This window comes from bacterium (genome assembly GCA_017744355.1).
Classification (GTDB): Bacteria; Cyanobacteriota; Sericytochromatia; order S15B-MN24; family UBA4093; genus JAGIBK01.
Map to the genome: position 1 here is coordinate 463,208 of JAGIBK010000001.1, position 20,585 is coordinate 483,792.

A 20,585-nucleotide genomic window follows, 5' to 3' on the forward strand; every position below is an offset into this window, starting at 1 on the left:
AGTTTCGATCAAGCGAGAGCGCGGATGGTGTCTGCCAGCCGATCGGCAGCGGTGCGCAGGTCCTCGGTCGTGGTCACCACGTCCGGGCAGAGCCTGAGCGACGCGTGGCGCGCGTCGGTGTTGACCCCTCGGGCCATGAGGCGCTTGGCCAGCTCGACTGCGCGCGGGTGCGAGACGACCACGAAGGCGCCCTGGTCCTCGCGCGCGCCGATGGCCTCGATGCCGTGCTCGGCCAGCGCCCCGATCAGGATCGACTGCTGGTGCAGCGAGTAGGTCCGAATCCGCGAGGGGCCCAGCTCGCACGCAAGCTCCAGCCCGGCCTTGGCCTGGTAGATCGGCAGGATCGCAGGGGTCGACTCGAGGAAGGCGTCGCCCCCCTCGCCGAACTGGGGCACTTCGGGCCGCTGGTAGGCGAAGGGCTCACGCTTGGCGAACCAGCCGGTGTCCAGGGTCGTCAGCTGCCCGTCCAGGTGGCGGGGATGGACGTACAGGTAGCAGGCCCCGGTGCCGCCTCGCAGGTACTTGTAGCACCCGCCGACGGCGAAGTCTGCGTCGAGCGCGGCCACGTCCACCGGTAGGGCGCCGACGGCGTGGTAGAGGTCGACGAGCACCTTGGCCCCATGGGCATGGGCGCCCTTGACCAAGCGATCGAGCCCTGTGACGACCTGGCCAGAGGTGAACATGACCGCCGAAACGACCACCAAGCCCGTGCGGTCGTCGATCGCAGCCAGCAGGTCGTCTACCTGGAACCTGCCCTCGGCATCGGGCTCCACGTAGGCCAGCTCGACGCGGTCGTGCTGCTGGTACACCTTGAGGATGAAGTCGAGGGAGTCGAACTCGCCGCGCGTGGTCACGACCCGGATGGGCCGATCGAAGGTGTTGAGCACCGCGCGAAGGCCCTGGCCCGCGCTGGTCTTGGGGACCACGCAATCCGGCCGGGGCGCGTGGATGAGGTGGGCGATGCGGGTGCGGTAAGCCGTGATGGCCTCGATCCAGGGATCCCAGGCGCCGTTCAGGTCCTGATACCAGTAGCCGAGCGCTTCCTGTACGTCCTGGGCGGTACGGTCCAGGGGGCGTCCGAGCGAGTGGTTGGCCAGGTAGATCTCGGCACGCGCGAGCGTGCGGGAGAAGAGCGGCCGGATGTGCTCCTGGAGGGACGCCTCGGTCAGGGGGCCTGGGCCGAGAGCGTGAACGGCGGCTTTGATCATCGGGCGCCGATCTCCGTGCGGACGTCGAAGAGCTCGGGGAAGAAGCTGAGGTCGAGGGCGCGCTGCAAGAAGCCCACGCCCGACGAGCCGCCGGTGCCGCGCTTGAAGCCGATGGTGCGCATGACGGTGCGCATGTGGCGGAAGCGCCAGAGCTGGAACTGCTCTTCCACGTCCACGAGCTTCTCGCACATCTCGTAGGCGTCCCAGTAGTTCTGGGGATCTTCGTAGATCTGCTTGAAGACGGGGATCAAGGCCTCGTTGCGCTGGTAGGGCTGCGACCAGTCACGCTCGAGGCAGTCCTCGGGCACGGGCAGGCCGCGGCGGCCGAGATAGCGCAGGAACTCGTCGTAGAGGCTCGGCGCGTGCAGGATCCGGGTCAGCTGGGCATGCCACTCGGGCGCGTAGCTGAAGACCCGGACCATGTCGGCGTTCTTGTTGCCCAGGATGAACTCGATGGCCCGGTACTGCGGCGACTGGAAGCCAGAGGCGTTGCCAAGCACGCCGCGGAACTCCGCGTACTCGCTGGGGGTGAGGGTGGCGAGCACCCCCCACTGGTCGAAGAGCTGGGCCTGGATGTTCTTGACCCGCGTCAGCACCTTGAAGCAGGGATCGAGCTTGTCGTCCTGGATGTAGGCGATCGCCGCCTGCAACTCGTGAAGGATGAGCTTCATCCACAGCTCCGAGGTCTGGTGCTGGATGATGAAGAGCATCTCGTCGTGGTGCTCGGGGTTGCTGAGCGGCTTCTGGGCCCCCAGCAACTGATCCAGGCAGAGGTAGCCCGTGTAGGTCATGCGATCGCGAAGATCGAGTTCGATGCCTTTTTCCAACTCTCGCTTATTCATGGCACGCACCGTATCAGAGTCGATTTGGCCTGTCAACGCGCCGGGAATGGATGCCGGGCGCGTGGATGCTATAATCGAGGTATCGTCGCAGGCCAAAAGCCTTTGCTTACCGGAGATTGCGTTCAATGAACCCTCATCCCATCACCCGCGCCCAGCTCGTTCCCCGGAACATCGAGCAGCTCGTGCCTTACAAGGCCGGTAAGCCGATCGAAGAGGTGCAGCGTGAGTACGGCCTCGAGCGGGTCTACAAGCTCGCCTCGAACGAGAACCCTCTCGGCTCCTCGCCCCTGGCCATCGAAGCCATCCGCGAGAGCCTCTCGCACCTGCACCTCTACCCGGACGCGGCGGGCTTCAGCCTGCGCACGGCCCTGGCCGAGAAGTACAAGGTGACCCCCGAGAACGTAATCCTGGGCGCCGGCTCGGAAGGCATCATGGCGACCATCGTGCGGACCTTCCTGCACGGCAACGAGGAGGTCCTGACCTCCGAGGGGACGTTCATCGGCTTCATGGTGCTCGCCAAGGCGCAGGGCGTGCCCATCGTGACGACCCCGCTCAAGGACTACGCCTACGACCTGGATGCCATGCTCGCGGCCATCACGCCGTGGACCAAGCTGATCTACCTGGCCAACCCCAACAACCCGACGGGCACCATCTTCACCCGCGAGGCCTTCGAGCGCTTCCTGGCGGCGGTGCCGCCCCACATCATCATCATCCTGGACGAGGCGTACTACGAGTACGTGGGCGATCGCTACGACTACCCCGACTCGATGCTCTACCGCGCGGACAACGTCATCACCCTGCGCACCTTCTCGAAGGCCTACGGCCTCGCGGGCATCCGCATCGGCTACGGCCTCGGCCACGAGAGCCTCATCTCGCAGCTCTCGAAGGTCAAGCTGCCCTTCGAGGCGGGTGCTCCCGCCCAGGCGGCAGGTGTTGCGGCGCTCGGCGACACGGAGTTCCTCGCCCGGACCCTCGAGAACAATCGCAAGGGTCTCGCCATGCTGCGTGAGGGCTTCGATCGCCTGGGCGTGAAGCACGTCCCGAGCGACACCAACTTCATCATGCTCGATCTCGGCACCGAGGCCGAGGTGATGCGGATCTACGAGACGCTGTTGACCCGTGGCATCATCGTGCGGCCCTTGAAGGGCTTCGGCCTGCCCCACTGCCTCCGGGTGAGCGTGGGCTTGCCCGAAGAGAACGAAGCCTTCCTGAAGGCCTTCGCCGAGGTCCTGGGATAGAAACGAGGGGACGCGCATCGCGCGTCCCCTTTTTGATTTAGCGGGCGAGGGTGAAGGGCACCCACTTGGTCTGGCCGTAGAAGCCGGCCCCACCGAAGGTGGTCCCTGCCTTGCGGAACTTGATCTGGTAGTAGTGCTTGCCGGTGGGGCGATCCGCGCCGGTCGGCGTGTTGGTCTCGCTGCCTTCCTTGCCGTTCCAGCTGAAGCTCGTGGTGTTCGCCCAGGCGGACGACCACTTCACGCTCTTGTTGGCGTCGGCGACCGCCACCTGGTACTCGGCGCCCGGCGCATGGGTGTTCGCGGCGAAGCCGAAGGTGCTGGTGCCGACCGTAAAGACCGCGTTCGGCGTGACGCTCGGCGAGAACGCCCATTGCACGTCGAAGTTGATGGTCGCAGGCGAGTCCTTGGCCTCCGAAACGTAGACGCCGACGGTGTTGACGGTCGCATCCGTCACCTCCTGGCCGCCGTCGTCGTAGAAGGCCTGGTATTTGCCGCTCGTGAGGCTGGTGTCGGTGAAGGCGTAGTTGCCCGAGGTGTCGGTCTTGGTGGTCTGGCTGAGCTTCTGGTAAGCCGAGCCGTCGAACTTCTTGAGGCCGATGGTCAGGTCCTGACCGGGGTTGCCTCCGCCGAAGGTGACGCGGCCGCTGACGATCTGCGAGCCGGGAGTCACGCTGGGAACACCGGTTGGGCAGCCTGCGAGCGTGCCGATGACGGCTGCGCCCGTGACGGCAATCCCAAGCTTTTGCTGAAGCTTCATCTCGCTCTCCTCATGGGGGTGGGCGAGTCCCTACGATAGGGGAAGCCAGAGAAAGAACATCGGGAAATTTGCAAGAAGAATCGGCCGCGCGATTGTCGCGCGGCCGATTCTTGAAATTCCCTAGGAAGATGTGGGGTTGTTAGCTACCCACAACGACGGTGACGGGAATCGGCTTGGTCTGGCCGTAGTAGTTGAGCGCGCCGTTGCCGAAGCCGCCGTTCTTCTTGTAGTACTTGACGACGTAGTAGCGGGTACCCGCAGTCGAAGCGTTCTGGAAGGTCGCGGGGATGGTCAGCGACGCGGTTGCCGCTTCGTTGGGGGTCGACGAGACGATGGCGCCGCTACCGGTGTTCGCGGAGCTGAACACCGTCACCTGGTAGACGGTGTCGGTGGCGCTGACGCCGTTCTTCTTCTTGAAGCTGAAGCTGGTGGGGCTGCCCGCGGTCACGTTGGTGTTGGGCATGGGGACGACGCCGCTGGTGAAGTCCCAGGCGAGCTCCATGTTCTGGGAAGGAACGGCCGTCTGAGTGCTGCTCACCTCGACGGGGTCCGAAACGGCGACGCCGGTCGTGTTGAACGAGGTCGAGGCGACCTTGCCCTCGTCGTCGTACCAGATCTGGTACTTGGCGTTGGGCAGATCCGAGAAGCTGAAGTTGCCCGCGGTGTCGGTCGAGGCCGTCGCGGTGTAGTTCGAAGCGGTCGAGGCACCCGTGAGCGCCTGCTTGAGCTTGACGGTCAGCACTTCGCCGGGGCTCGCGCCATCGTTGGCGAGGGCGAAGGTCAGGCGGCCGTTCAGCTTGCTGGCAGGATTGCCGGGGGTCGGGGTGACGGTCGGGGTCGGGGTGGTGGTGGGGCAGCCGGCGATCGCGGCGACGACGAGCGTGCCGGCGAAGGCCAGGGCCAGTTTCGACTGAAGCTTCATATGGGCGATGTCTCCTTGAATTTCGTGGACGATGTAAGCGTGTCTAGGCGATGTTTCCCAAATTTAATGATAGTTAGTCCTAATTTTAGCCAATGCTCCCGAAAGCAGCAAGCTTTGTGCTTCTGCTCAACGCTTGCGAATTGCTGAGAGGCGCGTGCTTACTGCATGACAGCCCCTTACTGGCAAGGTGTGCTATAATGACCGTTGCTTCGAGCGCGTCGTGCCCCGTACGTCGCGTGATTGCAATCGAGAAACGCGAGCATCAGTCAGTTGGAACATCTGGAGAACCTGCCCTCATATCGCTACCCGGTCGAGGACCTGCTCAAGGAGCTCGCCGAGGTACCGCCCCCCGGCGCCTGTGGCGCTGCCTCGTGGCTTTGTGCCATCGCGGCGGCCCTGGTCGCCAAGGTGGCGCGCATGACCATCGGGCGCGAGGGGTTCGAACCGGTCGAAGAGGAGATGCGCCGCATCCTGTCGCGCGCAACCACCCTCGGCGACCAGAGCGAAGAGCTCATCGACCAGGATCCCACCGTGATGAACCGCGTGGCCTCGGCTGCGTCCTTGCCGCAGCACTCTCCCGAGGAGCAGGAGATCCGGCACAGCCTGGTCCAGAATGCGCTCAAGAGCGCGGCCCAGGTGCCCATGCTGATCGCTCAGAACGGCCAGGAGATCTTCAACCTGGCCGAGGCGGTCTTCCGCTACGGGGTGCCCACGGGCGCCACCGAGGCCATCCTCGCGGTCCGTACCGCCGTGGCCGCCATCGACGGGGCCCTGCTCGCGGGCCTCGCCAAGGCCGCCAAGATCGAGGATGCGGCCTTCACCGCCGAGCTGCGCGAGAAGGCGATCGCCATCCGATCCCAGGTCAAGGCCACCGAAACCGCCCTCATGGACCGCGCCATGACCAGGCACCTCCTGACCAGCGAGGGTCTCGGCGCCTCCAACGCCTAGCGCCTGCGGCTTTCCAGTTTAAGACGGGCCGCCGAACTTCCCGAAATCGCTGGGCTTCACGTTCTCTAGGAACTTCTTGAACTGCTCGGCCTCATCCTCCTCTTCGCGCTCCTGGTTGATCGGGACCGCGCTGTCGGTCATGACCTTCTCGTCTACGAAGATGGGCGCGCCGAAGCGCAGGGCCATGGCGATCGCATCGCTCGGCCGCGCGTCGATCACCTCGGTGGTTCCGTTCATCTGCAGCTCGATCTCGGCGAAGTAGGTGTTGTTGCGCACCTCGGTGATGCGCACCTGCTTGATCGTGGCGGCGAAGGCCTGCAGGGTGTTGCGGAAGAGGTCGTGCGTCAGCGGGCGCTGGGTCTTGATGCCCTCGTGCGCGAGCAGGATGGCGTTGGCCTCGGGCTCGCCCACCCAGATGAGCAGGGCCCGTTGCTCGTCGTCGTCCTTGAGCACCACGATGGGAGACTTGGATTTCGGTTCGAGGATGACCCCCGAGAGCGTCATTTCCACCATGGGCGGCTCCTTCCTGCGATGGGACCCGGCCATGATACGAGCCGGGCCATGCACTGTAAAGCAGACCGGCTCCCGCCGGGCTATCCCGCGCGCCCCGTCTGCTGAAGGGCCTGCGACAGCGTCGCCTGCCAGACGGTCTTGAGCGGCACGCCTTGTTTCTTGGCGGCCGAGACGCAGTCCTTGTACTCGGGCATGAGGTTGGTGATCGCGCCCATCTGGCGGGCCACCTTCACGCGGATGGGGCCGAAGTCCGTCTTGATGGACATGATCTCGCGATCGAGCATCCGGCGCTCGGCCTGGTAGGTCCGCACCCCGATGCTCGGGGTCTCGGCGAAGATGATGTCGGTGATGGCTTCCTGCTTCTCGGGGGCGATCAGGGCCGTGAGCTTGATGCCCGAGCGACCTCGCTTCATCACGATGGGGGTCAGGAAGACGTCCAGCGCCCCGGCCTCGAAGAGCCGATCCACCACGTATTCGTGGAACTGGGGGTTGGCGTCGTCGATGTTCGTCTCGACCACGCCGACGGTCTCGCGCTGCTCGGCTTCGACCGGCTCGGCGGCGCTGGTGAGCACCCGGCACATGGGGGCCTGCCGCCCGACGCCGACGCCCCAGCCCTGGCTCGCGAGCCGCATGGCGGGCATCTTCCCGAAGTCCCGGCAGAGGGTGCTGAGCATGGCAGCGGCGAGCGCGGTCAGTTGCTCGCCGGTTTCCCCGTTGTCGCAGATGGGGATGCCCGCGAGCAGCTCGACCACGACCGGCGCGGGAACGGGCATCAGGCCCTGAGGAGTCTTGACCGTGCCGCTGCCCAGGGGCAAGGCGGAGCACGAGAGCTGGGTGAGGCTCAACTGGTCGAGCGAGAGGATGAAGGCGACGACGGTCGCGATCGCCGTCATGCTGCCCGCCTCGTGCAGGATGACCCGCTCGGGGGCCTGGTCCAGCATGCGGCCGTGCGCGAGCGCGAGGCGGTGGAACACGCGCAGCGCGCGCTCCTGGACGCTCGTGGCCAGGTTGCTCTTGAGGATGATGCCCGCGACCTCGCGCATCTCGCGCTTGATGGCGTCGTCCTTGACCTTGAGGGTCACCCGGGTGGCGGCGACGCCGCGATCGCGATCGCGGGTCACGGAAAGCGAGCAAGCGTCGGAGAGGCCCGCGAGATCCTCGCGCAGCCGCTCGGGGTCGGCCCCGGCGTCGAGCAGTGCGCCGAGCAGCATGGTCTCGTTGGCGCCTTGAAAGCAGTCGAAATAGGCCGTTCGCATGGGAAGCTCCAGGATCGGTGCGCTAGCTTCCTCTTGGATACCATAACGCTCCGAGTCGAGGCTGTGACGGATGCCCGCTCTAGCTCTCGAAGCGGCGCCTTTCATTCCGGAACAAGCGCAGGGCCGAGCTATTTTTGCCGAAAGATTGGGCCCCACGGTGCATGCCCTGCGCCCCTCACGGCGATACGGTGAGGCGGCGGAGCCGGAGGGTTCTGCACGCTTGTTTTCAGAGGAGGCCCACAGCCATGAAAAGGCTCTCGGTCGTTGCGACGTTCATCTTGCTCGCAAGCGCCACCGGCTGCGCGCAGCAGACCCCTGGCGCTACTCCGGCCGTTTCACGTCCCGACGGGACCTCGGCTGCGAGCGTCATCTCCTATTACCGGACGCAACAAGGCGTCGCGAGAGAAGTCGTCGTCCGCAACTTGCAGTTCTTGCCGGCGACCATCGAGGTGCCGGTGGGCACTACGGTGACTTGGAACAATCAAGACACCGTGCCTCACAACGTCACGCACCCCCTGCCCGGGCAGAGCGCGACCATGGGAGCCTCTGCAGGCTCCCTGCCGGTCGGCGGCAGCTACTCGATCACCTTCAACTCACCCGGCGTGTTCGAGTACTACTGCAGCATCCACCCCTCCATGCGGGGCACGGTGCGCGTGGTGCGATGAGGGATCAGCGCGCCTCTTTGGTACGCAAGAAGCGTTCGAAGATGAGATAGGCTCCGAAAAGAGCCCCACCCACCACGAGCAGCCCCACATCGCTCACGACGAGCGCAGGTACGGTGGGGACGAGCGCCAGGTGGTGGAGGATGATCACCAGGCAGCGTAGCGAAAGCGCCCCCGAGGCGATCAAGAAGCAGGTGACGATCCCCGTCAAGAGCGCAGAGCCGAGGAGGCGCCTGATCCGTGTGGCGATGAGCCAACCCACGGTGAAGGCCGAAAAGGCCAGGAAGAAGGTGATGAGATTGAGCAGGAGGGCGGCGGAGCGCCAGCCCTCCATTTGGACGAATGTTTCCACGCCTTTATTATAGCGTATGAAGTCCTGAATTATGAGGCTAGGCGCGTCAACGCATCCCGCAGCTCACCCTCGGCGCGCTCGTCCACGACCGCGAACAACTGATCCCAGGGCTTCAACTGCGTGTCGCCTCGGGGATAGAGGACCGCGTCGTCCCGGATCAGCAGGACCAGCACGCAATTTCTGGGGAGCGCAAGCTCCGGCACGTGCTTTCCCGCTGCCTCGCTCATGGGCGAGAGCTTGATGCTCACCAGCTTCAGGCCGGTATGGCTCAGGGACTGAAGCGTGGCGAGATCCCGCGCCGTGAACGAATCTGTGAAGGGCGCCCATACTTCGTACATTGACCTGCTCCTTTCACGCTGGGGGTTCGATGCTTCGGAGTATGTCAAAGACAGATCAAGCGCTCATTCTCTACCGGTAAAGCGCTTGTTAAACGCGAAGACGCCGGCGAGCCGCAGGGCTCGCCGGCGTCTTGAGGCTCGGGATGGAGGTTACATCGAGCGGCGGTACTGGCCGCCCACCTCGTAGAGAGCCCGGCTGATCTGACCGAGCGAGCAGCTCTTCACCGTCTCCATCAACTCGGCGAAGATGTTGCCGCCCGTGGTGGCCGCCTGCTGGAGGCGGTGCAGGGCCTCTTCCGAGCGCGCGGCGTTGCGGGCCTGGAAGGCGTGCAGGTTTGCGATCTGCTGTTTCTTTTCGTCCTCGGTCGAGCGGATGAGCTCGATGCTGTCGCCGTACTCGACCGGGTTGGGGTTGAGGAAGGTGTTGACCCCGATGATGGGCAGGTCGCCGGAGTGCTTGAGGTGCTCGTAGTAGAGCGACTCCTCCTGGATCTTGCCGCGCTGGTACATGGTCTCCATGGCCCCCAGCACCCCGCCGCGATCCGACAGGCGGCGGAACTCGGCGAGCACGGCCTCCTCGACCAGCTCCGTCAGCTCCTCGATGATGAACGCGCCCTGGAGGGGGTTCTCGTTGTTGGCGAGGCCCAGCTCCCGGTTGATGATGAGCTGGATCGCCATGGCGCGACGGACCGACTCCTCGGTGGGCGTGGTGATGGCCTCGTCGTAGGCGTTGGTGTGCAGGCTGTTGCAGTTGTCGTAGATGGCGTAGAGCGCCTGCAGGGTGGTGCGGATGTCGTTGAAGTCGATCTCCTGGGCGTGCAGGCTGCGGCCCGAGGTCTGGATGTGGTACTTGAGCTTCTGGCTGCGCTCGTTGGCGCCGTACTTGCCCTTCATGGCCGTCGCCCAGATGCGGCGCGCGACCCGGCCGATGACCGCGTACTCGGGGTCGATGCCGTTGGAGAAGAAGAAGCTCAGGTTGGGGGCGAAGTCGTCCACCTTCATGCCGCGGCTCAGGTAGTACTCCACGAAGGTGAAGCCGTTGGCGAGGGTGAAGGCGAGCTGCGAGATGGGGTTCGCACCGGCTTCGGCGATGTGGTAGCCCGAGATCGAGACCGAGTAGTAGTTCCTGACGTCGTGCTCGATCAGGTACTGCTGGATGTCGCCCATCATGCGCAGGGCGAACTCGGTCGAGAAGATGCAGGTATTCTGGGCCTGGTCTTCCTTGAGGATGTCGGCCTGGACGGTACCGCGCACGGTGGCGAGCGTCTGCGCCTTGATCCGGGCGTAGGTCTCGGCGTCCACCAGCATGTCGCCGGTCACGCCCAGGGTCCGAAGGCCGAAGAGGCGGCTGCCTTCGGGCTCGTCGGCGCCGCGGTAGGCGGGACGCTCGAGGCCGAGGGCCTTGAAGTGGGCGTCGATCTTGGCCTCGGCCGCGTCCCACTCACCTTGCTCGGTGAGGTACTTCTCGACCTGCTGGTCGATGGCGGCGTTGAGGAAGAAGGCCAGCAGCATGGGAGCCGGGCCGTTGATGGTCTTGGAGACCGAGGTGGTCGGCGCGCAGAGGTCGAAGCCCGAGTAGAGCTTCTTGGCGTCGTCGACGGTGCAGATGGAGACGCCCGAGTTGCCGATCTTGCCGTAGATGTCCGGGCGCCAGTCGGGATCCTCGCCGTAGAGGGTCACCGAGTCGAAGGCGGTCGAAAGACGTGCCGCGGGCTGGCCCTTGGAAACGTAGTGGAAGCGCTTGTTGGTGCGCTCGGGCGTGCCCTCGCCCGCGAACATGCGGGTGGGATCCTCACCGGTGCGCTTGTACTCGAAGACACCCGCGGTGTAGGGATAGCGGCCCGGGACGTTCTCGAGCAGCATCCACGAGAGCAGATCACCCCAGTCGTGGAACTTGGGCAGGCTGACCTTGGGGATCATCAGGTGCGAGAGGCTCTCGGTGTAGTTGGAGACGCGAATTTCCTTGCCACGCACCGTGTACGAGTGGACCGGGGCGGTGTAGCCCTCGACCATGGCCTTCCAGCCTTGCAGCAGCTTGAGGCTCTCGCTGTCCAGGTCGAGGAGGGCCTCCTGGTAGCGCTGGCGCAGGAGGCGGATGGCGGGATCGGCGCTCTGGTCGGTCAGCTGGGCCGCGTCGTAGAGCTGGGCCATGGCAGGCACGGCATCACCGAGGGCCTTGAGCGAGGTGTGGTAGGCGTAGGCGTCGCGGGCGCGCTCGGCCTGGCTGGCTGCGTGCTTCTTGTGGCCCTGGACCGCGTCCGAGATCTCGGCGAGGTAGCGGTTGCGCTCGGGCGGGATGATCGCCTGCTTGCGGCTCTCGCGCTCGGTGACTTCGAGCGAGGACTTCCAGTCGAGCTCGGTCTTCTTGACCAGGGTCTCGACCAGGTTGACGTAGAGCCAGTTGGTGCCGGCGTCGTTGAACTGGCTGGCGATGGTGCCGTAGACCGGCATGGCCGAGGTGTCCTCGGTGAAGCGCTTGTGTCCACGCTGGTACTGCTTGCGCACGTCGCGCAGGGCATCCTCGGCACCGCGCTTGTCGAACTTGTTGATGACCACCAGGTCCGCGTAGTCGATCATGTCGATCTTCTCGAGCTGGCTCTGGGCGCCGAACTCGGAGGTCATGACGTACATGGACACGTCTACCAGATCGACGATCTCGGAGTCGGACTGGCCGATGCCCGCGGTCTCGACGACCACCAGGTCGAAGCCCGCGGCCTTGGCCACGCCGATGGCCTGGATGAGGGCCTTGCTGGTCGCCACGTTCGAGGCGCGGGTGGCGAGTGAGCGCATGTAGACACGCGGGTTGTAGATGGCGTTCATGCGGATGCGATCGCCCAGCAGGGCGCCGCCGGTCTTGCGCTTGGAGGGGTCAACCGAGAGGATGGCTACGCTCTTTTCGGGGAAGTCCGCCAGGAAGCGGCGGATCACCTCGTCGGTCAGGCTCGACTTGCCTGCCCCGCCGGTGCCGGTGATGCCGAGGACGGGGACCTTGCGGGTCGCGCCCTTCTCGGCGAGCTTGTGGAAGAGATCGCGGTAGCGGAAGTCCGCCTCCTGCTTGGTCTCGGCCTCGGTCAGGGTGATGAGGCGAGCGAGCAGGGGGATGTCCTCGCGCGTGACATCGAGGGCCTGCGGGGGGATGCCCTCGGCCAGGTCCACGTCGCAGGCCATCATCATCTGGTCGATCATGCCCTGGAGGCCCAGGGTACGCCCGTCTTCGGGCGAGAAGATCTTGGTGACGCCGTAGGCTTCGAGCTCGGCGATCTCGGCGGGGACGATGACGCCGCCGCCGCCGCCGAAGACCTTGATGTGGCCCGCCCCGCGCTCGCGCAAGAGGTCGACCATGAACTTGAAGTACTCGACGTGCCCGCCCTGGTAGGAGCTGATGGCGATGCCTTGCACGTCCTCCTGGATGGCGGTCTCGACGATCTCTGCGACCGAGCGGTTGTGGCCCAGGTGGATCACCTCGGCGCCGGTGTCCTGCAGGATGCGGCGCATGATGTTGATCGACGCGTCGTGACCGTCGAAGAGCGAGGCGGCCGTGACGAACCGGACCTTGTTTTTGGCCTGGTAGGGCGACGAGGCGGGTACCGTCCGGGTGGCAGTGGCTTCCATGGCGTCAGTGCTCTCCATTCTTGGCGGGATGGGCGCCCAGCCCCAAGGGCCGGACCTTTCGATTTTACCCCACCTCCTGCACCGAAGCCAGTTTGGCGGGTAGGTGCCTTTGGTATAATCGAGCAATCAAAGGTTCACCGTGGAAGGATACCGCCATGCACCGAATCAACGTCTGGATGAGAAGCGCCCTCCTGTCGGCCATGACCCTTGCGACCTTGACCGGCTGCTCCTCGGCGGGGTCCGAATGGCGGGCCCGCTCGGAGGTCTTCAGCTACGGCGATCGCGACTACGAGCAGCGCCGGGTGGCCTCCGAGATTCAGGTCTTCGAGGGCGAGGTACCGACCAAGCCTTACGTGCGGCTCGCCAAGATCGTCTCGGAGCCCATCTTCGGCAATTCCCAGGACACCTTCTTGGAGCTGAAGCGCCGTGCCGCGATGATGGGAGCCGACGCGATCATCGATCTCAAGTTCGACGTGGAAGAGGTCGAGTACGGCAAGGCCACCGAAACGACCCGCGAGTCGACCTACTTCGGCAGCAACCGCGCCGAGAAGCGCAGCGTCAAGGAAATCAGCAAGCCGTCCGTCGGTAAGCGCACGATCATCTCGGGCGTCGCCATCCGCTACAAGGCCGCTGCCGAGCAGTAACGGCTACGGCAGCGTTCGCTTCAGCGCCTCCAGCAGGCGGCGCGCAGCGAACGAGGGCGGCTCGCGCCGTTCCTGCACGGCGGCGATCGCTTCCACGAGCGCCGGAGTGCCCAGGGCACCTTGCAGGGCGCGCTCGATCTGGGCCATGGCGAGGGCCTCGGCCTCTTCGCGCGCCTGATGCGCCCGCTTCTCGGCGAGCGAGCCGGTGCGCTTCAAGTAATCACGGTGAGTCTTGAGGTGCTCCCACAAATCCAGGACGCCGCTCTCGTCGAGCTCGGTCAGGCTCTTGGTCTGGACCACGCTGGGGTTCCAGCCGGTGCTCACCTGCATCTCGAGCATGCCGAGGATCTCGGCGGCGGCCTTGCCGGCCCCGGGGATGTCGGCCTTGTTGACGACGAAGAGGTCCGGCACCTCCATGATGCCAGCCTTGATGGCCTGGATGCCGTCACCCAGGTTGGGCGGCAGGACGAGCACCGTGCTGTCGGTCGCCTGGGCGATCGCGACTTCGCTCTGACCCACCCCCACGGTCTCGACGATCACCACGTCGCAGCCATAAGCATCCAGCACCTCGGTCGCGGCCTTGGTGGCGAGCGCGATGCCGCCGAGCTGGCCGCGGCTGCTCATGCTGCGGATGAAGACTCCCGGATCGCCCGCGTGGCTCTTCATGCGGATGCGATCGCCGAGGATCGCCCCGCCCGAGAAGGGGCTGGACGGGTCGACCGCGACGACCCCGACCTTGAGCCCGTCCTGTCGGATGGCCGCGATCAAGAGGTCGGTCAGCGAGCTCTTGCCCGCGCCGGGCGGGCCGGTGATGCCCACGAGGAAGGCGTTGCCGGTCGAGGGGTACAGCTCGGCGAGGGCCTGCTCGGCCTCGGGTGCCTGGTTCTCGATGAGGGAGATGAGGCGGGCGGCGGCACGGCGATCGCCCGCTTTCACGCGGCTGACGTAGTCGATGGTTCCTGCGGTCATGGGCGCCCTTTCGTGAGATGCTAGCCCGATCGTAGCCAACCGGGAGCCAAATCGCAAGGCAGCCGTCGCCTTCAAGCTGCCAGGAAGGACCCGTATGACTGAGCCGCCCGCCCGGATGAGGGCGAGCGGCTCGTTATCTTGGAACTCCTCAGAAGGTTGGACTGTACGGCCAGAAGCTCGTCGCCGAGGCGGTCTTGGGCCCCAGATCGAAGCGCTTGATGGAATGGCTGCCGCGCTCGCCGACGTAGAGCGCGTTCTCCCCCGGGACCATGACGAGCCCGCAGGGCTTGTTCAAGGTGTACTTGACGCACAGATCGATCAGGTTGGTGTAGTTGCCGACCATCAACTGCTGAACCTGTCCGTCAACCTCGCTCGTGACGTAAAGGTTGCCGGCGTTGTCCCCCACCACGTCCTTCGGCTCGTCGATCCAAGCCGAGTAGTAGGTGAGGCCCCCGTCGCTCGGGTCGAGTTGGAAGAGGTGGGATCCGCCCACCACCCAGAGGCGCCCTGCGGCGTCCCCCCACATGCCCTGAGGGCGACCCCAGTTGTACACCTTGGGGTTGTAGGCGTCGGAGAGATCGATCAGGTCATTGTTCCAGTGTTGAACGGCGTAGGTCTTGCCGCTCGCCTGGTCTTGGTAGACCCCGTAGGCGCCCGAGGCGTTGGTCGCGAAGTTCGTGGCACCGCCGCCTCCGTTTGCTACCTTCATGACCTTTTGTTCGCAGCCGACGAGGAGGACTCCCCCGGCCCCGAAGGCGAGGGAGACTGGCTCCGTGAGGCCGGTCCCGTAGTTCGAGCGTACCCCCTTGCCCGTGATCTTGTAGACCCTGGTGTTGTAGCCGTCCACGAGATAGAGGTTGTTGGAGGCGTCCGCCGTCATCCCCATGAGCTTGGGGCCACCGGTGACGGTCAGGTAGTTCGAATCCAGCATGGCGCCTGCCATGCTCAGGTTCACCACTTTGTCCCGGGTGGCGACGAAGAGGGATTCCGAGGCGATGGTGATACCGCGGGGCTGGTTGAGGCCCGAGGCGATCACGCTCAGGGTCTTGGTCGCCTGGGTGTACTTGTAGACCTGCCCGCCCCCGGCTGCCGTGACATAGAGGTCTCCCGCCGCGTCCTGCACGAGGCCGAAGGCATCCTGGATCCCGGTGGCCAAGGTGGTGAAGCGGCTACCGTCCCACTTCACGAGGGTGCCCTTCACGGTCGGGTTGATGGACTCGTTGAGGTAGTAGATGTTCCCGGCGCCGTCCCCGATCATGCCGCTGGGATAGTAGATGGGGTTGTGGGCGATGGCCCCTTGCACCGAGCCGTTCGCGTCGAGCTTGTAGATCGCCTGCGTGTTGTTCCCGGAGACATAGAGGTTGTTGTCCGTGCCGACGGCGACCCCGTTGGCGGCATCGGGCAGGGGATAGAACGAAAGGGCGCCGTTGCTGGCGTACTTGTAGAGGGTATTCCCCTGCGAGGCGATGTAGAGGTTTCCCGCCGCGTCGCTCGCCATGTCCGTGGGGGTGCTGACGCCGAGCCGGCGCTGGGCGACGGTGGCGCCCTTCGGGACGACGCTCAGGAATTCGTGGTCGGTGCTGACGCCGAAGAGGTTCTGCGCCGCGTCGAAGGCGAGTCCCCAGGGGTTTCCGAAACCACTCGCGAGCAGGGTTTCGCTCCCGTTCGGGTCGATGCGGTAGAGGCCGTTGTTGCCCGTAGAGACGTGAAGCCGTCCGTTCTTGTCCAGCGCGACGCCCTTGGGATTGGCGTAGCGGTTCGCGTAGGTGGAAGTGGTCCCGTTGCTCGCAGCGACCTTCACGATCGACGAGCCGCGCTGGTTGGCGACGAAGACATCGCCGGCCGTGTTGACCGCGAGGCCCCACGGGGCGTTGAAGCCCACCGCATACGTGAAGCCGCTCGCACTACCGCTGGCCACCCGGCTGATCGAGCCGTTCCAGTTGTTCGCGATCAAGAGATCGCCGCTTCGCGGGTCGAAGCCGAGGCCAGCGGGTCCCGACAGAGCCGTGACCCGATCGCTGAGGCCCGTGCCGTCGGTCTTAAGGCTCACGACCTTGCCGCTGCCCTGGCACGAGATGTAGAGGAGGCCGTCGGGACCGAGCGCGATGCCGCTCGGCTGAGAGAGGCCGGTCGCGAGGGGCGACTTGACTCCGGCCGGGGTGACCTTGGTGACGCTGCCTGCTGCCGAGTCCGTCACGTACAGGTTCTCCTGCCGGTCGAGCGTCAGAGCCGAGGGGGCGGTGAAGCCGGTGGCGAAGGAGGCCATGGTCCCATCGGGGGCCATCTTGAAGACCACGCCGTTGTTGCCCGCGACGTAGAGGTTGCCGGCCGCGTCCAGGATGGAGTGGCCGTCGTTGCTCGTGACATGGAAGCTCGGCCCGACCCCCTTGAAGCCCGCGATCTCGACGGTGACGGGGCCCGAGGTGGCCCCTGCCGGTATCTCGACCTGCATCTGGGTCTGGTCGCTCAGCACGGCCCGCACGGTGCCCCGGACCCCGTTGAAGTAGACATGGTTCTGGCTCGGATCCAGGTTGAACTGGTTGCCGAAGAGGGTGACGACGTCCCCGACCGCGCCCGAGGCGGGCATCACGTCCGTGATCGAGAAGCCTTCGACCGCCGCCGCGTAGGAGTACCAAGGGGCCGAGGCGTTGCGCCGGGTGTTGATGAGCGCACCTGCCACGGGGTCTGCATTGAGGGCGAGTTGCCGGATCACGATCCCGTGGACCTGGCGATACTCATCCTGGTGGACGCCGCTGAGCGCCGCGCTGCCGGCGAAGCTGATGGGGGCCTCGGGGACACCGGGCGTGAGCGAGAGGCGGGTGCGCGGATCGAGCGTGCCGATGAGCGAGGATCCCCAGACCGGGATCGAGCCGCTCGCCACAGGATCGGAAGACTGACTCCGCAAGTCGACGATCATCGAGAGGGCGGTGCTGGAGGGGTTGATGAGGATCTGCGCCCCGGTCAGGGAGGTCCAGCCGTTCTGGTAGCCCAGGAGGGTCCGGACGCGCGCGGCACGCTTGCCCGCCTTGTTGTCGAAGAGGCCCTTGACCGCTTCGAGGGCGTACAGGGCGTTCGCGTTTGGCCTGAAGTTCGGGTTGAGGGTGAACGAGCCGTTCGCGTCGGTCACGCCGCTCGTGATCGTCGTGCTCGTGCCGAGATCGATCAGCGAGACGGTCGAAGCCTTGGCGATCTCATCCACCGTCGCCTGAGTTGCGCGCTCGGCGGTCCCCCCGAACTCGACCCGGCCCGCCAGGGCGGAGTCCGACCCGGGCAATGGGGCCGTCATCGGTGGGCGAACGCAGGCAGAGAGCGCCAGAACCACCACCAAGGCGACAAACCGTCCGAGCATGAATTTTCTCCAAAAAACTCATCCATCCAAAGTTTTGGATGATTAATTAACAATCATGGCGTTTAGATAATCAGGCAAGCGAATTGTTAATACTATACCCGTTAGATTGATTTCGCTTTGGACTTTATGCTATTTCCTTGCTATTGCACCGAATGTTTAGTCTGAAATTTTGTACCGACGCGATGACGGCTTTGTTCTGAGCGTTTTTTGGATTCGGCTGCGGGTTTGCCTTTTTCAGAAGTCATGTCCAGCTGGATTGAAGGGTGGGTATCATGCCAAGCGCTTATCACTCGATTTTCCGCGGCGTGATGCTCCTGTTGCCCCTTCTCCTTGCGGCCTGCATCACCGACCAGCCAGAGGTTACGAACGCGCCGCCTTCCGGCGCAGGGACGACCACGCCGACCCCCACCCCCACGCCGTCTGCTCCCCTGTCGCCTGCTCCCACTGCGACGGCGCCGACCTGGATCGTGGCGAGCCCCACGCCTACCCCGTCGGCGACCGTGACGCCCACCTTGCCGCCGGCGCCGGTCGTGACCACCGATCCTTTCGCCACCCCTACCCCCACTTCCGATCCCACGCCCTGACCCCTTCAAGCAAAAAGTCCCGAGCAGCCGACGAGGCTGCTCGGGACTTTCGTTTCGGGAGGCTTAGGCCAGCTCGTTGCGGGCGATGACCATCCGCTGGACCTCCGAGGTCCCCTCGTAGATCTCGGTGATCTTGGCGTCGCGCATGAAGCGCTCGGCAGGGAAGTCGGTGGTGAAGCCGTAGCCGCCGTGCAACTGCACGCCCTTGGTCGAGACCCACATGGCCGTCTCCGAGGCCATGAGCTTGGCCATGGACGCCGCCTGGGTGTGGTTCTTGCCCTGGTCCTTGAGCGAGGCCGCCCGGTACATCAGGAGGCGCGCCGCCTCGATGTCGGTCGCCATCTCGGCCAGGTAGAACTGAATCGCCTGGTTGTCCGAGATCGACTTGCCGAACTGCTTGCGCTCCTGGGTGTACTTGATGGCCTGGTCCAGCGCGGCCTGGGCGATGCCGAGGGCCTGGGCCGAGATACCGATGCGGCCGCCGTCCAGGGTCCACATGGCGATCTTGAAGCCCTGCCCCTCGTCGCCGAGGCGGTTGGCCGCAGGCACCCGGCAGCCGTCGAAGACCAGCTCGTAGGTGCTGGAGGCGCGGATGCCGAGCTTGTCTTCCTTCTTGCCGAAGGTGAAGCCGGGGGTGCCCTTCTCGACGATGAAGGCGGTGATGCCCTTGGCGCCGAGGCTGGGGTCGAGCGTCGCGAAGACGATGTAGGTGTCGGCGTAGTAGCCGTTGGTGACCCACATCTTGGTGCCGGTCAGCACGTAGTCGTCGCCGTCCTTGACCGCGCGGCACTTGAGGCTCGCAGCGTCGGTGCCGGCACCCACCTCGGAGAGGGAGTAGGCGCCGATCTTCTCGCCTTCGAGCAGGGGCTTGAGGTACTTCAGCTTCTGCTCGTGGGTGCCGAACTGGTTGAGGGGCGCAGAAGCCAGGCTGGTCTGCACCGACATGGTGACGCCGGTGCTCGCGCAGGCGCGGCAGATCTCTTCGAGGGCGATCACGTACGAGACGTAGTCGGCCCCGGCGCCGCCGTACTCCTCGGAGAAGGGGATCCCCAAGAGGCCGTTCTCGGCGAGGACCTTGAAGTTCTCCATGGGGTACTCGCCGGTCTTGTCCAGGTGCTCCGCGCGCGGAGCGATGACGCGGTCCGCCAGGTCCCGGGCCATCTCCTTGAGCATCTGCTGCTCTTCGGTCAGTTGAAAGTCCATGCGCTTCTCCTTACTTGCCTTGGCCCAGGAGGGCGCGCGAGATGACGATCTTCTGGATCTCCGAGGTGCCCTCGTAGATCTCGGTGACCTTGGCGTCGCGGTAGAGCCGCTCGATGGGGAACTCGTCGGTGTAGCCGTAGCCACCGTGGATCTGGAGGCTCTCGTTGGTGGCCTCGCGGGCGGTCTTGCTCGCGAAGAGCTTGGCCATGGCGCCTTCCTTGTTCACGGGCATGCCTTCGTCCTTGAGCCACGCGGCCCGGTAGGTCAGCATGCGCGCGGCGTGGATCTTGGTGGTCATGTCCGAGATCTTCCACTGGATGCCCTGGAAGCGGTTGATGGGCTTGCCGAAGGCCTCGCGCTCGTTCGAGAACTTCTTGGCGAGGTCGAGGGCGGCCTGGGCGATGCCCGTGGCCTGGGCGGCGATGCCGATGCGCCCGCTCTCGAGGGTCTTCATGGCGATCGCGAAGCCCTTGTTGAGCTCGCCGATCATGGCCGACTTGGGCACTCGGCAGTTCTCGAGGACCAGGTCATAGGTCTCGCTGGTGCGCATGCCCATCTTGTGGGTCTTGCGGCCGAGGCTCAGGCCCGGTGTGCCGGCCTCGATCAGGAAGGCCGAGATGCCCTTGGCGCCGGGCTCGTTGGGGTTGGTCCGCGCGAAGAGCAGGAAGAGACCCGCACACTTGGCGTTGGTGATCCACTGCTTGCTGCCGTTGAGGACGTAGAAGTCGCCGTCCTCTTCCGCCTTGGTGCGCAGGGCGGTAGCGTCCGAGCCGCAGCAGGGCTCGGTCAGGGCGAAGGCGCCGATCATCTCGCCCGAGCAGAGCTTTTCGAGGTACTTGGCCTTTTGCTCGTCGGTGCCGAACTCGTAAACCGAGCGGGTGTGGGCCGAGACGTGGACTGAGTAGGCGCAGGCGAGGCCGGGGTCGGCCTTCGCGAGCTCCTCGACCACGGTCACGTAGTCGCGCAGGTTGGCGCCGGCGCCGCCGAACTCCTCGGGGATGGGCAGGCCGAGTACGCCCAGCTCGCCCAGCTTGCGGAAGACATCCACGGGGAAGTGGTCGTCGCGGTCCCACTGGGCGGTGTGGGGCGCGATTTCACGGGCGGCGAACTGCTGGATCATCTCCTGCAGCGCGCGCTGATCGTCTGAGAATTCGAGATCCATGGGGAATCCTTATGGGGTGAGGCGCT

Annotated in this window: 18 protein-coding genes; 5 read left to right on the plus strand and 13 right to left on the minus strand. The window is 65.3% G+C overall.

Going from position 1 to position 20,585, the window contains the following annotated elements; translation table 11 throughout:
• Positions 1-8 precede the first annotated feature (8 nt).
• Together J7643_02270 and kynA are read right to left on the minus strand one after the other, a co-directional pair.
• The gene (locus J7643_02270) at positions 9-1,208 is read right to left on the minus strand and encodes an aminotransferase class V-fold PLP-dependent enzyme (protein MBO9539400.1); all 1,200 of its coding nucleotides are present in this window, start codon (positions 1,206-1,208) and stop codon (positions 9-11) included.
• Positions 1,205-2,050 (minus strand): tryptophan 2,3-dioxygenase, encoded by an 846-nt coding sequence (gene kynA / locus J7643_02275; GenBank protein ID MBO9539401.1) that lies wholly within the window; start codon positions 2,048-2,050, stop codon positions 1,205-1,207. The genes J7643_02270 and kynA overlap by 4 nt, the downstream gene beginning before the upstream one ends.
• Before the next feature lie 125 nt (positions 2,051-2,175).
• On the opposite strand from kynA, the gene J7643_02280 reads away from it, so the two are divergent.
• Positions 2,176-3,288: a histidinol-phosphate transaminase gene (locus J7643_02280; GenBank protein MBO9539402.1), complete on the plus strand. Its 1,113-nt coding sequence runs from the start codon at positions 2,176-2,178 to the stop codon at positions 3,286-3,288.
• A 37-nt stretch (positions 3,289-3,325) separates the two neighbouring features.
• On the opposite strand, the gene J7643_02285 is transcribed toward J7643_02280, so the two are convergent.
• Together J7643_02285 and J7643_02290 are read right to left on the minus strand one after the other, a co-directional pair.
• Entirely contained in the window at positions 3,326-4,045 is a 720-nt protein-coding gene (locus J7643_02285) for a hypothetical protein (GenBank protein ID MBO9539403.1), read from the minus strand.
• A 139-nt stretch (positions 4,046-4,184) separates the two neighbouring features.
• Positions 4,185-4,967, minus strand: coding sequence for a hypothetical protein (locus tag J7643_02290; GenBank protein ID MBO9539404.1), 783 nt, complete (start codon positions 4,965-4,967; stop codon positions 4,185-4,187).
• A 270-nt stretch (positions 4,968-5,237) separates the two neighbouring features.
• On the opposite strand from J7643_02290, the gene J7643_02295 reads away from it, so the two are divergent.
• Positions 5,238-5,915, plus strand: coding sequence for a cyclodeaminase/cyclohydrolase family protein (locus J7643_02295; GenBank protein ID MBO9539405.1), 678 nt, complete (start codon positions 5,238-5,240; stop codon positions 5,913-5,915).
• Positions 5,916-5,933: 18 nt separating this feature from the next.
• Here J7643_02295 and J7643_02300 read toward each other — a convergent pair whose 3' ends face one another.
• Positions 5,934-6,428 (minus strand): bifunctional nuclease family protein, encoded by a 495-nt coding sequence (locus J7643_02300; GenBank protein MBO9539406.1) that lies wholly within the window; start codon positions 6,426-6,428, stop codon positions 5,934-5,936.
• Between the two features lie 80 nt (positions 6,429-6,508).
• Positions 6,509-7,684 carry a nickel pincer cofactor biosynthesis protein LarC gene (gene larC / locus J7643_02305; protein MBO9539407.1) on the minus strand — a complete coding sequence of 392 codons (1,176 nt, stop codon included), beginning with the start codon at positions 7,682-7,684 and terminating at the stop codon, positions 6,509-6,511.
• Between the two features lie 245 nt (positions 7,685-7,929).
• On the opposite strand from larC, the gene J7643_02310 reads away from it, so the two are divergent.
• Positions 7,930-8,349, plus strand: a complete 420-nt coding sequence (locus J7643_02310; protein ID MBO9539408.1) for a cupredoxin domain-containing protein — start codon at positions 7,930-7,932, stop codon at positions 8,347-8,349.
• Positions 8,350-8,353: 4 nt separating this feature from the next.
• On the opposite strand, the gene J7643_02315 is transcribed toward J7643_02310, so the two are convergent.
• The 3 genes from J7643_02315 to J7643_02325 form a co-directional block, all read right to left on the minus strand.
• Positions 8,354-8,698, minus strand: a complete 345-nt coding sequence (locus J7643_02315; GenBank protein ID MBO9539409.1) for a hypothetical protein — start codon at positions 8,696-8,698, stop codon at positions 8,354-8,356.
• Positions 8,699-8,727: 29 nt separating this feature from the next.
• Positions 8,728-9,036: a hypothetical protein gene (locus J7643_02320; protein ID MBO9539410.1), complete on the minus strand. Its 309-nt coding sequence runs from the start codon at positions 9,034-9,036 to the stop codon at positions 8,728-8,730.
• Positions 9,037-9,186: 150 nt separating this feature from the next.
• Positions 9,187-12,648, minus strand: a complete 3,462-nt coding sequence (locus tag J7643_02325; GenBank protein ID MBO9539411.1) for a methylmalonyl-CoA mutase family protein — start codon at positions 12,646-12,648, stop codon at positions 9,187-9,189.
• 155 nt (positions 12,649-12,803) lie between these two features.
• On the opposite strand from J7643_02325, the gene J7643_02330 reads away from it, so the two are divergent.
• Positions 12,804-13,292, plus strand: coding sequence for a hypothetical protein (locus J7643_02330; protein ID MBO9539412.1), 489 nt, complete (start codon positions 12,804-12,806; stop codon positions 13,290-13,292).
• Between the two features lie 3 nt (positions 13,293-13,295).
• Here J7643_02330 and meaB read toward each other — a convergent pair whose 3' ends face one another.
• Entirely contained in the window at positions 13,296-14,246 is a 951-nt protein-coding gene (gene meaB, locus J7643_02335; protein ID MBO9539413.1) for a methylmalonyl Co-A mutase-associated GTPase MeaB, read from the minus strand.
• Positions 14,247-14,409: 163 nt separating this feature from the next.
• A complete protein-coding gene (locus tag J7643_02340; protein ID MBO9539414.1) occupies positions 14,410-17,610 on the minus strand; it encodes an IPT/TIG domain-containing protein in 3,201 nt (1,066 codons plus the stop codon).
• A gap of 272 nt (positions 17,611-17,882) precedes the next feature.
• Here J7643_02340 and J7643_02345 point away from each other — a divergent pair, with 272 nt between their 5' ends.
• Positions 17,883-18,194, plus strand: a complete 312-nt coding sequence (locus J7643_02345) for a hypothetical protein (GenBank protein MBO9539415.1) — start codon at positions 17,883-17,885, stop codon at positions 18,192-18,194.
• Between the two features lie 63 nt (positions 18,195-18,257).
• Here the strand turns inward: J7643_02345 and J7643_02350 are convergent, their stop codons facing one another.
• Together J7643_02350 and J7643_02355 are read right to left on the minus strand one after the other, a co-directional pair.
• Positions 18,258-19,397, minus strand: a complete 1,140-nt coding sequence (locus tag J7643_02350; protein ID MBO9539416.1) for an acyl-CoA dehydrogenase — start codon at positions 19,395-19,397, stop codon at positions 18,258-18,260.
• Between the two features lie 10 nt (positions 19,398-19,407).
• Positions 19,408-20,559, minus strand: a complete 1,152-nt coding sequence (locus J7643_02355; GenBank protein MBO9539417.1) for an acyl-CoA dehydrogenase family protein — start codon at positions 20,557-20,559, stop codon at positions 19,408-19,410.
• Between the last annotated feature and the right edge of the window lie 26 nt (positions 20,560-20,585).